The sequence below is a fragment of the Pseudomonas sp. LAMO17WK12:I1 genome (genome assembly GCF_900177315.1).
GTDB lineage: Bacteria > Pseudomonadota > Gammaproteobacteria > Pseudomonadales > Pseudomonadaceae > Aquipseudomonas > Aquipseudomonas marginalis.
The window spans coordinates 1-14,245 of record NZ_FWZV01000022.1; the positions used below are offsets into that span (position 1 = coordinate 1).

The 14,245-nt window shown below is 61.8% G+C and carries 17 protein-coding genes; 2 read left to right on the plus strand and 15 right to left on the minus strand.

Going from position 1 to position 14,245, the window contains the following annotated elements; genetic code table 11:
- From B9N88_RS30150 to B9N88_RS30160, 3 genes are all read right to left on the minus strand, one after another.
- Positions 1–476, minus strand: a 476-nt coding sequence (locus tag B9N88_RS30150) for a substrate-binding domain-containing protein (protein WP_143491282.1), incomplete at its 3' end; no start/stop codon positions are given.
- Positions 477–513: 37 nt separating this feature from the next.
- A complete protein-coding gene (locus B9N88_RS30155) occupies positions 514–1,335 on the minus strand; it encodes an SDR family oxidoreductase (RefSeq protein ID WP_027607825.1) in 822 nt (273 codons plus the stop codon).
- Positions 1,336–1,508: 173 nt separating this feature from the next.
- Entirely contained in the window at positions 1,509–1,988 is a 480-nt protein-coding gene (locus B9N88_RS30160; protein WP_027607824.1) for a GNAT family N-acetyltransferase, read from the minus strand.
- 198 nt (positions 1,989–2,186) lie between these two features.
- Between B9N88_RS30160 and B9N88_RS30165 the strand changes: the two genes are divergently transcribed.
- Positions 2,187–2,519 (plus strand): hypothetical protein, encoded by a 333-nt coding sequence (locus B9N88_RS30165; RefSeq protein ID WP_027607823.1) that lies wholly within the window; start codon positions 2,187–2,189, stop codon positions 2,517–2,519.
- A gap of 51 nt (positions 2,520–2,570) precedes the next feature.
- Entirely contained in the window at positions 2,571–2,837 is a 267-nt protein-coding gene (locus B9N88_RS30170; RefSeq protein WP_027607822.1) for a hypothetical protein, read from the plus strand.
- Positions 2,838–2,899: 62 nt separating this feature from the next.
- On the opposite strand, the gene B9N88_RS30175 is transcribed toward B9N88_RS30170, so the two are convergent.
- From B9N88_RS30175 to mltG, 12 genes are all read right to left on the minus strand, one after another.
- Positions 2,900–3,817: a PfkB family carbohydrate kinase gene (locus B9N88_RS30175; RefSeq protein WP_027607821.1), complete on the minus strand. Its 918-nt coding sequence runs from the start codon at positions 3,815–3,817 to the stop codon at positions 2,900–2,902.
- Positions 3,810–5,276: a purine-cytosine permease family protein gene (locus B9N88_RS30180; protein WP_027607820.1), complete on the minus strand. Its 1,467-nt coding sequence runs from the start codon at positions 5,274–5,276 to the stop codon at positions 3,810–3,812. Before B9N88_RS30180 ends, B9N88_RS30175 begins: the two co-directional genes overlap by 8 nt.
- A 59-nt stretch (positions 5,277–5,335) precedes the next feature.
- A complete protein-coding gene (locus tag B9N88_RS30185) occupies positions 5,336–6,337 on the minus strand; it encodes an ADP-ribosylglycohydrolase family protein (RefSeq protein ID WP_027607819.1) in 1,002 nt (333 codons plus the stop codon).
- Positions 6,334–7,047 (minus strand): GntR family transcriptional regulator, encoded by a 714-nt coding sequence (locus tag B9N88_RS30190; RefSeq protein ID WP_051429403.1) that lies wholly within the window; start codon positions 7,045–7,047, stop codon positions 6,334–6,336. The genes B9N88_RS30185 and B9N88_RS30190 overlap by 4 nt, the downstream gene beginning before the upstream one ends.
- A 70-nt stretch (positions 7,048–7,117) precedes the next feature.
- Positions 7,118–7,678: a DUF1285 domain-containing protein gene (locus B9N88_RS30195; protein ID WP_027607817.1), complete on the minus strand. Its 561-nt coding sequence runs from the start codon at positions 7,676–7,678 to the stop codon at positions 7,118–7,120.
- A 16-nt stretch (positions 7,679–7,694) separates the two neighbouring features.
- Positions 7,695–8,300: a DUF4823 domain-containing protein gene (locus tag B9N88_RS30200; protein WP_027607816.1), complete on the minus strand. Its 606-nt coding sequence runs from the start codon at positions 8,298–8,300 to the stop codon at positions 7,695–7,697.
- A gap of 144 nt (positions 8,301–8,444) precedes the next feature.
- On the minus strand, positions 8,445–9,413 hold the full coding sequence (locus B9N88_RS30205; RefSeq protein ID WP_027607815.1) for a GTP 3',8-cyclase MoaA: 969 nt from the start codon (positions 9,411–9,413) through the stop codon (positions 8,445–8,447).
- 114 nt (positions 9,414–9,527) lie between these two features.
- A complete protein-coding gene (locus tag B9N88_RS30210) occupies positions 9,528–10,196 on the minus strand; it encodes a TetR/AcrR family transcriptional regulator (protein ID WP_027607814.1) in 669 nt (222 codons plus the stop codon).
- Between the two features lie 444 nt (positions 10,197–10,640).
- Complete coding sequence (locus B9N88_RS30215; protein WP_027607813.1) at positions 10,641–11,426, minus strand: TatD family hydrolase; 786 nt, start codon at positions 11,424–11,426, stop codon at positions 10,641–10,643.
- Positions 11,427–11,489: 63 nt separating this feature from the next.
- Complete coding sequence (locus B9N88_RS30220) at positions 11,490–12,479, minus strand: DNA polymerase III subunit delta' (RefSeq protein WP_027607812.1); 990 nt, start codon at positions 12,477–12,479, stop codon at positions 11,490–11,492.
- On the minus strand, positions 12,472–13,104 hold the full coding sequence (tmk, locus tag B9N88_RS30225) for a dTMP kinase (RefSeq protein ID WP_027607811.1): 633 nt from the start codon (positions 13,102–13,104) through the stop codon (positions 12,472–12,474). The genes B9N88_RS30220 and tmk overlap by 8 nt, the downstream gene beginning before the upstream one ends.
- 19 nt (positions 13,105–13,123) lie before the next feature.
- On the minus strand, positions 13,124–14,245 hold the full coding sequence (mltG, locus tag B9N88_RS30230; RefSeq protein ID WP_027607810.1) for an endolytic transglycosylase MltG: 1,122 nt from the start codon (positions 14,243–14,245) through the stop codon (positions 13,124–13,126).

Sequence of the window (14,245 nt, forward strand, 5' to 3'; positions counted from 1 at the left end):
TAGGTGTCCTTCCAGTCCCAACCGCGTTTTTTCGCCTCGGCGGCCATGGCCGCGCCCTGTTTCTGGCCGACTTCAAAGGCGGCCATGCCCAGGTACGGCACGTCCTCCATGAAGTTGCCCTTGGCATCGACAAAGCGGTCATCCACGGCAATCACTTTCAAGCCGTTGGCCTTGGCCTTGGCGACGATCGCCGGGCCCAGGGACACATCCGGCGGGCAGATCACAAAGCCCTTGGCGCCGTTGGCGGCCAGGCTGTCGATGGCCGAGAGGGTTTTCTCGCCATCGGGCACGGCGATCTTGATCACGGTAAAGCCATGTTCCTTGCCGGCTTTTTCGGCAAAGGCCCATTCGGTCTGGAACCACGGTTCCTCGGCCTGCTTGACCAGGAAACCGATCTTCACTTCCTCGGCAAATGCGAAAGTACTGAGGCCGCTGAGCACGGCGGCAGCTGCCAGTACGCGTATTGCTTTTTTCATGAACGGCACCTCTTGTTGTTATTGGGAGTGGCAAGTTCTAGTCGTGGTACATCACCGACCGCCCGCCATCGATCATCAGGCAGGTGGCATTGATAAAGGGCGCCTCGTCGGTGGCCAGGAACAGCGCCGTCATCGCCACCTCGACGGGCTGGCCGATGCGCTTGGGCGGGTGCAGGTCGAACGCGCGCTGGCGCTCGGCGTGGGGGTCGGGGAAACCGTTCCAGTAATCGACGTTGAGCTGGGTCTCGATATAACCCGGGGCGATGGCATTCACGCGGATGCCCTTGGGCGCGTATTCGATACCCAGGGCGCGGGTGAGCCCGAGCAGGCCATGCTTGGCCACGGGATAAGGGAAACAGCCGGGAATGATGTGGCTGGAATGGGTGGAGGCGATATTGATGATGTTGCCGATGCCCTGCTCGATCATGTGCGGCAACACCGTGCGGCAGCCGTACCAGGCGCCGTCGAGGTCGATGGCGAAGCAACGGCGCCAGTCTTCGTCGCTCATCTCCAGCGGGTCGCGGAACACGTTGACCCCGGCGCAGTTGACCAGCACATCCACCCGGCCGAAGCGCTCAATGGCCACATTGACCAACGCCAGCCATTGCGCTTTGCAGGTGATATCGACGGGTTGGGCGTAGATCTCGGCGCCGCGTTCGCGCCAGTGGGCGGCGACTTTCTCGACCTTGTCGCCCTGTATATCCGCGATCACCAGGCGCGCCTGCTGGGCCTGGAAACACGCGACGATCGCCTCACCAATGCCCTGGGCGGCGCCGGTGATGATCACCACCTTGTTCTTCAGGCGCTCGCCGTAGGTTGGCTCGGGCACGGCGGGTAATGACAACGGTTGGGCCTGCATCGCGTCACCTGTTTTATTTTTGGCAGTGAGTGCTGATGCAGACGACTATAAACCCATCATTTGAAATATCTCAATATATAAATTTGCATCCCATATAGTGAGCAAAATCAAAAAATAATGTGGGAGCAAGCCGCCTCCCACATTTGATCTACAGTGCTTTCAAAACGGTGGCTTCAGCCGAGGGCGAAGTCCCGCAGCGCATCACCTTCCATGCGATAACGCACCCACTCCTCCTGCGGCTGGGCACCGATGGATTTGTAAAAGGCAATCGCCGGCTCGTTCCAGTCCAGCACGCTCCACTCGAAGCGCGCGCAACCGTTATCAAAGGCAATCTTCGCCAAATGACGCAACAGCTTCTTGCCCGCCCCGCCGCCACGCTGTTCCGGGTTGATGTACAGGTCTTCCAGGTACAGGCAGTTGCTGCCCAGCCACGTGGAATAGCTGAAAAAGAACACCGCAAACCCAATCGGCAAACCATCCCGCGAGCAGATCAGGCCATGGGCCGTGGCGCCCTCGCTGAACAGGCTGCGCTGGATGTCCACCACGCTGGCGATCACTTCATGCCGGGCTTTCTCGTACTCGGCGAGTTCGGTGATGAAAGTCAGGATCTGCGCAGCATCGCTGGGCACGGCGGGGCGAATCTCGATGGTCATGGGCGAGCCTTGGCAATTTCAAAGCACACATACTAAGGCGCTTTGATGACTGATTGCAGTGCAATTTATGGGGAACCCGGCAGCCGACACACAAAATCTTACAGGTGCCACGGCACCGTTCGTCGCCACCCAGGCACGATCATCAAGGCACAACTGACCAATAGAGGGTAAGGACATCAATCATATGGAGACACCCTCATGAAGCATTCCAAGTTTGCCGCCCTCGCATTTGCCGGCCTGTTGTCTTCGGTTTCGCTGAGTGGTTTCGCTGCCACGTCGTCCACCGGTCCTACCAACCCGGACGCCACCACGGAATCGCAGAAATCCATGGGCACCGGCCTGGACACCAACGGCGGCGCGGTCATCGATAACACCAATGGTGCCGACCCGCATACCCAGGGCCACGATACCCAACGCCAGGCTCCCGCTGCCGTCGGCAACGGCAAAATGGGTCCTTCGGTGAATGAGCCGAAGATCAATAAAGGCGATGACTCGAACCTGCCGGGCGCGCCGAAACAGCCTGCGCCTTAACGCTTCACACACAATCGCAACACCCGATCATTCCCCAATGAAGAGGTACGCATGAACGTCGATAAAGACCTTGAAAAAGAAGTCCTCACCCGCCTGCTGCACGCTCATCCCCAGGGGCTGGGCAAGGAGGTGCTGGATAACTACCGCGGAGAGAAAGTGGTCGCCAGTGCGTTGGCATTTCTGCAGGACCGCGGGTTGATCAAGGATGGGCATGTGACCACCGACGACGCCGGTGAATACTCGCTGAATCTGCCGATCAAGTTGACGGCGTCAGGTGTGGATGAAGCGCGCAAGCTCGAAGGTGAAACGCGCCAGTAGCCCTCATGCAAAACCCAATGTGGGAGGGAGTAAACCTTCCTCTCACATGCTTGGGCCTATCTTCAGTCCGTAAGTAATGCGTCGACTTCGGCGGTGCCCGGGGAAGTTGCCGGCCCCCAACGCGTCACCGCCAGGGCCGCCGCTGCATTCGCCCGCCGCGCCGCCTCAGCAGGTTTCAAACCATCCGCCAAACCCGCAATAAACACCCCCGCATGCGCATCCCCCGCGCCATTGCTGTCGACCGCCTGTACCTTGAAGCCGGGCACATGCTCGATCTGACCCGCACGCCCCACCCAGCAGCCATTCGGTCCGTCACGCACCACCAATAGCGTCTCGGCGCGCAGGTGCTGGCTGAGCGCCGGCAACGCGGCAGCGATGTCCGCCGCGCCGGTAAACGCCAAGGCTTCAGGACCATTGCTGGTCCAGATATCGATACGTGGCAACAGCGCACCCATCAAGGCCGAATCCGGCGCTTTGACCAGCGGCCCCGGATCGAACACCACCACGACTTCCCGGGGCAGTGCCAGCAGCCAGTCGATCAGCGCCTGGGCCTTGCCTTCCAGGAGCAGGCTGTAGCCACTGACATAGACGTAGTCGTCGACACGCGCTGCGACGGTGGTCAAATCCTCCTGGCTGAGTTCACCCTCGACGCCGATATGGGAAATGAACGTGCGCTCGGTGGTGGCTTCGGTCAAGGACACACACAAGCCAGTGTCCTTTGCGCTGCTGGCTGCCAGGGCCATTTCAATGCCCTCGGCCTGCATCGCCGCGCGGGCCAGGTCGCCGAAGCGACCAGTGCCGTGACGGCCCAGATAGACCACCGGCAAGCCATTGCGCCGCGCCGCCGCCATCACATTGAAGCCCCCGCCGGCTTCGAAGCGGGCGGACTTGGCCAGCACGTCGCCGCCGGTCGCGGGCAAGGTGTCGAGGGCCATGACCAGGTCGACGATGACCTGGCCGGTGTGCAGCAATCTAGACATTAGCACTCTCTACCAACGCCGGACGACGGTCAGTCGCGCCGCCCAGTACCGCATAAATCCCACCGGCAACCAGGAAAGTGACGATCCAGCCCAGGCCATTGTGGCCCAGCCAGGAGTCGGACAACGGCCCGGCGAACCAGATGTTCTCGGCAGTGGTGCCGATGGTGGTGAAGCTGAAACCCAGCACGATGGCCACGGCCCAGGCGCCGAAGGCGCGCCATTCCACACCGCCGCGATACCAGTAGGCGCTGCTCGGGCTCACGTCCAGCAGGTCCTTGGGGCTGTAGTAGTGACGATGGATCAGGTCGACCACGAAGATCCCCACCCACGCGGTGATCGGCACCGCCAGCAACGAGATGAAGGTGATGAACGGGCCGTAGAAACTGTCGGCGATCAGCATGAAGTAGATGGAGCCGGCGAAGATCGCCACGATGTCGACGATCACCGCATGCACGCGCTTGACCTTCAGGCCAAGGGTCAAGGTGGTCAGGCCGGCCGAATACACCGACAGGTTGTTCGACAGCAGCAGCCCGCCAAACGCAGTGATCAGGTACGGCACCGCCATCCAGGTGGGCAGCATGTCGCGGATCGCGATGATCGGGTCAGTGGCCGCGGCCAGGTCGTTGTTGCCGACCGACAGCAGGCCGCCGAGGGTAATCAGCAACACCAGCGGAATGCCCGCACCAAACGCCGCCGACGCCACCAGGCGCACGGCGGTGACGCTGCGGTGCTGGTAGCGCGACATATCGGCACCGGCGTTGGCCCAGCCGATACCGGTACCGGCGGCCATGGTACCGACGCCGATGATCATCGCGCTCAGGGGAGCCGGGGTGGTGTGGAACACCGCGCTCCAGTCGATGGTGGCGCAGAGGAAACCGCCCACCAGGATATTCAACGCGCCGAACACGTAGGTGGCCCACTTCTGGATCACCAGCAAGGTGGCGTGGCCGAGGCCCGAAACGGCCAAGGTCAGCAACACGAAAATGCCGATGAAGATCAGGGTGAGGACCGGTGCGCTTTTCGCTTCCACCGCAGAGCCGAACAGAATCGAACACAACGACAGCAGCACGAAGGCCGCCGTGGTGGTGTTGACGGTTTCCCAGCCCAGGCGCGACATCAACGACACCAGCGTCGGGCCGATATTGCCGCGCACGCCGAAGATGGCGCGGGACAAGGTCAGGCTGGGGGCACGGCCGCGACGGCCGGCGATGGAGATGATGCCCACCACGGCGAACGAGCCCGCGGCGCCGAGGATCGCGACGATGATCGCCTGCCAGATGGCCAGGCCGCGAAACGCCACGAGGGTGGCGCCGAGGGGCAGGCCGAGGATGCTGATATTGGCGGCGAACCACACCCAGAACAGTTGCAGTGGATGGCCGTTGCACTCGCCCTCAGGGACCGGTTCGATACCGCGGGTTTCCAATTGCCCGGCGCTTTGGCCGGAAGAAGTGCTGCTCATGAGTGGTGCTCCTGGTGCCTGTATTGTTGTGGTTGTGGCGGATACGCGGTCTTCCTGACTCAGCGCAATGCGAGCAAGCCTTGAACCAGCGGCTGCAGATCGAGGCCGTTGACCTGCTTGACCTGTTCGATCATCGATTCGGGCCAGCACGGCAGGCCGAGGCAGGCACCGAGCATCGCGCCGAGCATCGCGGCAATCGTGTCGGTATCGCCGCCCAGGCTGGCAGCCAGGCACAGGGCTTCGAACGCGTTCATGGCCCCCACCGCCACTTGCTGGGCGAGGGCAAACGACACCACCACCGACTCCTGGGAGGCGACGGAGGTGCCGATCAATTCATACAGCAGGTCGGCGAACAGGGCTGTGTCGCCGCTGCCGACGCTCAGGGTGCGCGCCCAACTGATACGGGTGGAGATGCGCCCGCCGGCAATCCAATGGCCATGGCCTTCCGCCTGTTGAGCCACCTGGGTGCCGATATTCAAGGCCTCACCCAAGTCCACACCGTTGATGCCTGCGGACACCACCGCCGCCACTGCCGCGGCGCTGGAGATGCCCAGGGTGGTGTTGTGGGTGACCTGGCAGGCCTGGATCACCGCCTGGATAAATCGCGCCGGGTCGCTGACATCGGCGGCGATCCCCACGGGCGTGATGCGCATGGCGGCGCCATTGGTGGTGCCGTAGCGCCCGGATTCTTCCGGGGTATGGCCGTTGAGGATCATGTCGATTGCACGCTTGGTCGACGGGCCGAGCAGATCCTGGGAACCTTTGGCGCGCATCACCGCTTCCCAATCGATCAGGCGCCGGGCGAGCACGGCGGGGTCGATCTTGCCTTGGCCCTCGACCAGCAGTTCACCCACCAGGATCGCTTGCTCGGTGTCATCGGTGATGGAGCCCGCCGGCATATTGGGCGCGATGGGTTGGTCGGCGTCGGCATCTTCCAGGCCGGTAATGGCACCGAAGCGCTGTTGCACTTGCTCACGGCTCAGGGATTGGGTGGGCATGCCCAGGGCATCGCCCAACGCCAGGCCGTAGAAAGCGCCGAGGGCGCGGGTATTCGGGGTCATTTCGAAGATCCAAACTGCAGGTGCAGGCGAAAGTGCAGAGGGTCGAGCAGGCTTTCGACGTACTCCATGAAGCGCTCACGACGATCGTAGGTGGTGCGGGAGGCCTTGAGGAACACCGTGCCCACCGGGCGGCCAAGCAGCTCGGCATCTTCATCGCTGAGGGGCTCGGCGCCGATCCACTGGTCACCTTCGGCACCGACGTAACCGTAGGCTGCCAGGGTGATGGTCAGGGAATTGTCGATCAGCCCAACGCGCGGCAGGCTTTCCAGGCCACCGGACGCGGGCATCAGCGAGCGCTCAAGGGAAACGGCCGTGCCATCAGTCGTGCGGCGACGGCGGTCGAGGGCGATAAATTGGTCGGTGCCGAAGCGACTGAACAGATCGGCGCGCGTCACCGCTTCCAGGCGCAGGATATCGGTGGTCACCAGGGCCCCGGTGTCCGCCAGGGCCTGGGCCCAACCGCTGGTTTGATCCAGCGCCATGCCATCAAATGTGACGATGGAGCCCACGCCGCTCTGGGTCGCGATGTAATTGCGCCTTTTGAGTTCGGCGAGGGCTTCACGCAGCGTGCCCCGGCTGACCGCAAACTCTTCAGCCAGTTGATGCTCGCCCGGCAACAGGAAACCATCGGCCATCACCCCTCCCTCGATACGGCGGATGAGCTCGTCGACGACGCGTTTTTTCTTATCAAATCGGACATGTCTAATCATGTACAAATTGATAACCGAAAGCGGCCATTTGCAGCAAGGGAATTATTTCAGGGAGATGAAAAAACCGGCCTCACGGCTCCAGGCCAATACGGAAAAACTCGCCGCCGCTCCATACGCCAAGCCAGTTCTGACCATTGATCGGGCGGCTCACTGCCAACTCCACCAATTGGTAGAACACATTGCGATGCACCAGGGCTTCGAGGTTGGTACGCACCCGCAGATAGGGGGACGGTTCCTGGGTGACGGGGTCGATCACCACCCGCAGTGGATGCTCGATATCGGCTGCAACCTGTTCGTCGACGTTGGTGGTGAAGCGCAGCACCTGGCTTTCGCCCTGCCCTTCGACGTCGAGGGTAACCGCGACAAAGGGCGCATCATCGACGGTGATACCGACTTTTTCCACCGGGGTGATCAGGAAGTAATCATCGCCATCGCGGCGGATGATAGTAGAGAACAATTTGACCATCGGCTTACGCCCGATCGGCGTGCCCTGGTAGAACCAGGTGCCGTCACGGGCGATGCGCATGTCGATGTTGCCGCAGAAATCCGGGTTCCACAGATGCACCGGCGCCGGTCCCTTGCCCTTGGGCAACTGAGCCAACAGATCGTTGGTCTTGGCGGAATCGGTCATGGTGTTCTCCTCGGTGTTACTGATCGCCCATTCCCAGCAGGCCTCGGGCGTACTGCGCCAAGGGGCGGGCAATCAGGTCTTCTGGCTTGTTGTCGTGGAACGTCAGTAAACCGCCACGACTGCGAATACGTGCAGTATCAATCAAATACTGGGTGCTGGTCTCGATCAACATGATCTGGATTACCCCGTTGTCCAGGCCAAGCCGGTCCAGCGCCTCTTGATCAGCCCATTCGTCGGCGTTGCCGATACGGTCATCGGCCTTGGCGAAGCGGCAGTACAGCAGATAATGGGCACCCGCCGCACGGGCTTCGGCCATCGCCTGCTCCAGGCCTTCCGGCTGACGAGCACGACGCACCATGGGGAAGTATTCGACGAAACCGTTGAAGGCTTCCTCCGCCACCACATTCGGCCGCGGGTAGGCGCTGCCGGGGGGTACGAACGCACCCTGGGCGATAAAGACAAAGGAATCCGGCTGTATGCGCACCGAGGCAGTCCGACGAGTGTCGCTGTGGTCCAGCAACCCGGCGTCGCTCATCTGATAACGGGTGCCTTCGGCCATATCGCTGACGGTCATGCAACCACTCAGCGTCAACGACGCCAGCAACAAAACCAGACTACGCATCCTAATCCTCCAGAAGCCGGTGACGGAAAACCGGCGAATGGGCACGAGATGCAGAATCCGCGCCATTTGGAAACAACGCAGAACTAAATGTGGGACGGGGCTTGCGCCCTCCCACATTGGATGATGTTTAATCTTAGGAAAGCATTATCCGCCGATGATCTTCATGACCGTCGCGCCGCCGGAGAAAGCCACTTCCTGCTTGTCTCCCAAGGCCTTCATCAGCAGGCCTTGCAGGGCCGGCAGCGCCTGGTGGCGAGGCTTGTCCAACAGGTCGCCGACATAGTGACGGTTGCTCGACGACAGGCAGCCATGCAGCCAGCCGGTCGACGACAACCGCAGCCGTGAACAGGTACGGCAGAACGGCACGCTTTCGTTGGCGATCACGCCGAAGAAGCCTTTGCCCGGCACCTCGTAGCGTACCGCCGTGGCATCCACGGGAGCGTTGGCTTGCAGGTATTCGTGGTGTTCGCCGATCAGGCCGAGCAGTTGTTGCAGGCTGACGAACTGCTGCAGGAAGGCATTGGAGTCCTTGGCCAGGTGGCCCATGCGCATCAACTCGATAAAACGCAGCTCGTAGCCACGCTCCAGGCAGTAATCGAGCAGCGGCATCACCTGGTCGAGGTTCTGGCCGCGCAACGGCACCATGTTGACCTTGATCTTGATCCCGGCGGCACGCGCCTGGTCCATGCCATCGAGCACGGTCGCCAGGTCACCGCCACGGGCGATGCTGCGAAAGGCATCGGCATCCAGGGTGTCGAGGGAAACATTGATACGCCGAATCCCCGCATCCACCAGCAGCGGCAGTTTGCGCGCCAGCAACTGGCCGTTGGTGGTCAGGCTGATGTCGCTGAGGCCCATGCCGCCCACCGCGCCCATGAAGGCTTCCAGCTTGGGGCTGACCAGCGGTTCGCCGCCGGTGATACGCAAGCGGTCGATGCCCGCGGCCTCGATCAGGTAGGCCACGCCACGGGCCATGGCCTCGGCCGAGAGTTCGTCCTGGGCAGCCACCAGCCGCTTGCCGTTCGGCACGCAGTAGGTACACGCGTAGTTGCAGGCTGAGGTCAGGCTGATCCGCAAATTGCGAAAACGCCTGCCTTGACGATCAACGATCATGGATCACTCCGGCAGAGGATGATTCGGGCGCGCTAAAAGCTGACTGATAAATCAGCTTTTAGCAAGATCCTTGCCTGAGTATATTCCTGGGTTACTGCGCCTGGCAGCAAATCATTACGTGGCCGGGGTTTCGACGGGGGCCGCTTCAACCAGTGCCGGCTCACTGCTGTGCTTGCGCTTGTTACCCATGCGCACACCGATATCCATCAGGAACTGGAAGAAACCTTCCTGGTCTTCCAGCACATTGCTCCAGAACGGTGAGTGGTACAGCGCCACGGCGCCGTGCACCAAGGCCCAGGCGGCGCAGTAGTGGAAGTACGGCGGTACGTCTTCAAGCTTGCCTTCGCTGATGCGGCCCTTGATCAGCAGGGTCAGGCGCTCGAAGTTCGAGGCGCGAATCTTGTGCAACTCCTCGACCATCTCCGGCACTTGATGGCCCTTGACCACCTTCTCTTCCAGGCGGTCGAACAGGCGGTAGCGCTGCGGGTCACGCATGCGGAACTCGAAGTAGGCGCGGGACAGCGCTTCCTTGTCCTTGTCGACATCGGCCGAATGCAGCAGCTCGTTCAAGTCGCGCTCGTAGTCGAGCATCAGGCGCAGGTAGATCTCGGCCTTGGACTTGAAGTGCTTGTAGATCGTGCCTTTGCCGATACCCACGGCATCCGCGATCATCTCGACGGTGACGCTGTCTTCGCCTTGTTCGAGGAACAACTTGAGTGCGGTATCGAGAATTTCCTGCTCACGGCGGCGAAACTCACGGACCTTACGGGGTTCTTTGTGCATGAGGAAGAGGTCTGCAAAGGTCGGAATAGGGAGGGCTGCGCAGGGCCACGAATACATGGCGATACGATTTACCCAGTGCGAGGGATTATCCCGACTGAACGGTCGTTGGGCAACGTCTATGTGAACCCGTCCTGCACTTTACTTTCAAGGCGCCAACGTTTTCATGTCTACCAGTCAGAAATAATACGCAACAACTGCACCCGTGCACTGCCCAATGAGAACTCAAGCGAAGCGCATGTATTCCAAATCTGTTTAAAAAACGATCAGTCGCGACTGGACTGAATCAGATACTGATCAATACTTGAACTGTCGGCGTGACATCTCCCCCAAGTGAAGCGCCGACCTGGGTACCGACGGACTGTGTGCCCTTGTTTTACTCCTAATGGTCTTAACCCGGATTCACCCCCCAGAACCCGGGTTTTTTTTGCCTGCGATTCAGTCGTGTCATGCAGCAACGTGGGCCAGCGGGAACAGGCGCTTGAAGTTCTCGGTGGTCTGATCGGCAAAGCGCTCATAGGACTCACCGCGCAGCATCGCCAGGTAATCCGCCACATCCCGTACATATTCAGGCAGGTTCGGTTTGCCACGATGGGGAATCGGCGCCAGGTACGGCGAGTCGGTTTCCACCAGCAGGCGGTCGGCTGGCACCTGGCGCGCCACGTCGCGCAGGGCATCGGCATTGCGGAAAGTGACAATGCCCGACAGGGAAATATAGAACCCCAGGTCAAGTGCGGCCCTGGCCATGTCCCAATCCTCGGTAAAGCAATGCAACACGCCGGCCTGGGGCAACGCGGCTTCGCGCAGCAGGGCCAGGGTGTCGGCACGGGCGCCACGGGTGTGGACGATCACCGGCTTGCCGGTTTGCCCGGCGGCCTGTAAATGCAGGCGAAACGAGGCCTGCTGCAACTCGGCGGCTTCCGGCTCGTAATGGTAGTCCAGGCCGGTTTCGCCAATGGCCACCACCCGCGGGTGATTGAGTTCGCCCAGCAGCCAGTCGAGGGCCGGGGCTTCGCCAGGCTTGAGATCCAGCGGGTGGATACCCACCGAGCAATCCACATCGGCATAACGCTCGGCCAGGGTTTTGACGTCGGCAGCATTGTCGGCGCTGACGCCAATGCACAGGAAATGCCCTACCCCACGCTGGCGTGCAGCGTCGAGGGCAGCATCCAGGGAGCCGCCGTGCTGGGCGAGGTCAAGGCGATCAAGGTGGCAATGGGAATCTACAAGCATAGGAAATTACGACTTAGGTCACGGAAAGTGTCTGGCCAACGATACATCCGTCGGCCACGGAAATTAACGCCGGCCGAGCAAGCCGACCCATTGCACCAGCAGCGCTTCAAGCAACAGCACGCGGTTGAGGTTGGCCTTGCCGAGCACCTTCTGGCGCTGGGCGAGGATCCAGTCCTGGATAGCCAGCACCTTGTCCTGGGCACTCTTCTGCGCGAGGTATTGCACCACCTTGCGCATGTCGGGCAGGCCCAGGCCGTTTTCGTCCTGGGTCAACTGGTAGCGCAGGATCAGGCTCGACCAATCACAGAACCAGTCGAACAGCAGCAGCAAGGGAATGTCCTTCCAGGCGCTTTCAGCCAACTGGGTGGCGGACAGCTCTTGCTTGAGCAGTTTTTTCACCCCATCCACAACCAGGGCGCGTTGCTCACGTACGCCTTGGGCTTGCAGCTTGACGGCCGCCAGCGGGGAACCGGCCGCCAGGGTCAGCAACTCGATCCGCTCCTCTGCGGAGCAATCCGGCAGCGCCTTCGCCAGCCATTGCAGGCTCATGGCTTCACTGGGCAACGGGCAGGCCTGCTGTACGCACCGGCTGCGAATGGTCGGCAACAAGCGGCTGGACTGGTGGCTCACCAGCAACAGCACCGTGTCGCCGGAGGGTTCTTCCAGGCTCTTGAGCAAGGCGTTGGCAGCGTTGACGTTCATGGCCTCCACCGGCTCGATCAGCACCACCTTGCGCCCGCCCATCTGCGCGGTCTGCACCACGAAACTGACGAGGTCACGCACCTGGTCGACCTTGATCGCCTTGTCGGCTTCCTCGGGTTCAAGCAGGTAGTTGTCCGGGTGGCTGCCGGCCTTGAGCAACAGGCAGGATTTGCACGCGCCGCAGGCTTCAAGGTTGACCGGGCGCTGGCACAGCAGGCTGGCCATGAGTCGCTCAGCCAGATCGCGCTTACCAATCCCGATCGGCCCGTGCAGCAGATAGGCGTGGGCGTGCTGGGCACGGCCGGCCAACTGCTGCCAGAGACTGTCCTGCCACGGGTAGGCTTCAGCCACGGGCGCGCTCCAACAGCTTGGGTAACAGGGCGTCGATGGCCTGCTGCACCTGCGTCAACGGCTGGGCCGCGTCCAGCAGGTGGTAGCGCGCCGGTTCAGCCTGGGCGCGCTTGAGAAACGCGCTGCGCACAGCATCGAAAAACCCCTGGCCTTCCAGTTCGAAACGGTCGAGACGCCCACGGGCGCTGGCGCGGGCCATGCCCACTGCCACCGGCAGGTCGAACAACAGAGTCAGGTCGGGACGTAGATCACCCTGCACAAAGGTTTCCAAGGTGGCGATACGCGCCAGGGACAAACCCCGGCCACCGCCCTGGTAGGCATACGTGGAATCGGTAAAACGGTCGCAGATCACCACGGCACCGCGGGCCAGGGCCGGACGAATCACCTCGGCCAGGTGCTGGGCACGGGCAGCGAACACCAGCAGCAGCTCGGTGTCCGGGTTCATCTGTTCTTCGCCTGGGGCCAGCAACACGTCACGGATGCGCTCGGCCAGGGGTGTACCGCCGGGCTCACGGGTCAACACCACCTCGACACCTTCAGCCCGCAAGCGGCCGGCCAGGTAATCGCGGTTGGTGCTTTTGCCGGCGCCTTCCGGGCCTTCCAGGGTAATAAACAAGCCAGTCACAGGCAGTCCTTAGTCAGAGTCATTGCGGGCTTTGCGGCGCGGCGGCATCCGGCGCGGGCTCGCCGGGAGCATCAGCAGGCGGCGCCAGGTCTTCCGGCGGTTTTACCAGCGGTGCCGGGCTTGAGCGGTAATCGGCACGGCGCTTGAGCTGGAACTCACGCACAGCAGCATTATGCGCACCCAGGTCATCGGAGAAAATATGGCTGCCGTCGCCACGGGCGACGAAATACAGGCTGCTGCCCGGCACCGGGTTCAACGCGGCATGGATCGCCTTGCGGCCGACCATGGCGATGGGTGTCGGCGGCAGGCCGGCCACCATGTAGGTGTTATAAGGGTTGGCTTCCTTGAGGTGCGCACGGGTCAACTTGCCGTTGTAGCGCTCGCCCAGGCCGTAGATCACGGTGGGGTCGGTCTGCAGCAGCATGCCGATCTTCAGGCGGCGTACGAACACACCGGCAATCTGCCCGCGCTCTTCCGGCACACCGGTCTCTTTCTCCACCAGGGAGGCCATGATCAAGGCTTGATAGGGATCGGTATAGGGCACGTCGGCAGCACGCTTGCTCCACTCCTGGGCGAGGACATCATCCAGGCGGTTATAGGCTTTCTTCAGGAACTCGACATCGGTCATGCCGCGCACGAAGCGGTAGGTATCCGGGAAGAACCGACCTTCGGGGAACACGCCAGGATGGCCGAGCTTGTCCATCACTTCGCTGTCACTCAGGCCCGCCAGGGTCTGCACGATCTTTTCATGCTTGGCCAGGGCCGAACGCACCTGGCGGAAATTCCAGCCCTCCACCAGCGTCAGGCTGTATTGCACCACTTCGCCGCGCTGCCACAGGCCGATCAGGCCTTCGGCGGTCATGCCCGGGGTCATGCGGTATTCACCGCTGTGCAGCGGTTGGCCGTCAAGGTTGAAGCGCCAATACAGGCGTAGCCAGAACGCGCCGTCGAGCACACCATCCGCCTCCAGACGATTGAAGGTGCCGGTGGGGGTGGCCCCTGCCGGCACATCGAGCAATTGCTCCTGGGTCAGATTCAACGGCTGCTTCAAGGCAGCGTCATATTTCCACGCGGAAAACCCCAACAGCAAAGCCGCCGAGAACAGACCGATCAGCAGCAGTACAACCAGTTTTCGTATCAA